We start from the raw sequence: 944 nt of genomic DNA, 5'->3' as shown, positions 1-944 counted from the left end.
ACGTCCACCACGTCGACCTCGAAGCCGTCGTGCTCCCGGACGCGGCCCAGCAACCAGTCGGCGATCACCGGCCCGAAGCGGCCGGTGCGGGTGACGCTGGTCATCGGCAGCAACCGCACCGGCCGCTTCGGGCCGGTGATCGCCGACTGGTTGCTGGGCCGCGTCCGGGAGCACGACGGCTTCGAGGTCGACGTGGTGGACGTCGCCGAGGCCGACCTGCCGACGACGTTCGCACCGACCGCCGAGGCCACGGCGCGACTGGCCGGGATCACTCCGAAGCTGGCTGAGGCGGACGCGTTCATCGTCCTGACACCCGAGTACAACCACTCGTACCCGGCGGCCCTCAAGAACCTCATCGACTGGCACTACGAGGAGTGGCGGGCCAAACCGGTGGCCCTGGTCTCCTACGGGGGCATCTCAGGGGGCCTCCGCGCGGCCGAGCACCTCCGTCAGGTCTTCGCGGAACTCCACGCGACCACCGTCCGTGACACGGTCTCCTTCCACAACGCCCACGCGGCCTTCGACGACACCGGCCGCCTCCGCGAGCCGACCGCCCCGGACGCGGCGGCCAAGGTGATGCTGGACCAACTCTCCTGGTGGGGGCAGGCCTTGCGCGAGGCGAAGGAGAAGCGGCCGTACGGGGGGTGAGGGGCCGGGTGCCCGGCCCGCAAGGCCGTGGACGGATGCGGAGGCGCGGCACGGCGAAGCCCCTGCCGCGCTTCCCCAGGGGCGCGGGGAACTGCGCGCGCAACCCCACACGACCCGCATCCGCCCGAACGAACCGCGTTCCCCCGAGCCCTCACCTCACCCGGGCGACCGGCCGAAGCGCCGGCGGCATTGCGTAGCGGGAGGGGCGAACAGGGGGCGCGATCAGGGGGCGCGAAGTGGTTGCGCGGGGGCGAAAGAACCAGGTGACCCCCACGGCCACCCCCGCACATCAGCAA

Annotated in this window: 1 protein-coding gene; it reads left to right on the top strand. The window is 72.5% G+C overall.

Features of this window, described 5'->3' with window-relative positions:
- Positions 1-63 precede the first annotated feature (63 nt).
- Entirely contained in the window at positions 64-648 is a 585-nt protein-coding gene (locus P1P70_RS45135) for an NAD(P)H-dependent oxidoreductase (RefSeq protein ID WP_319248362.1), read from the top strand.
- The last annotated feature ends 296 nt before the right edge of the window (positions 649-944 follow it).

It is taken from the genome of Streptomyces sp. MB09-02B (assembly GCF_033794485.1).
In the GTDB taxonomy this organism is placed as follows: Bacteria; Actinomycetota; Actinomycetes; order Streptomycetales; family Streptomycetaceae; genus Streptomyces.
The sequence above is the reverse complement of the archived record's forward strand: the minus strand, read 5'-3'. Positions and strand labels throughout refer to the sequence as shown.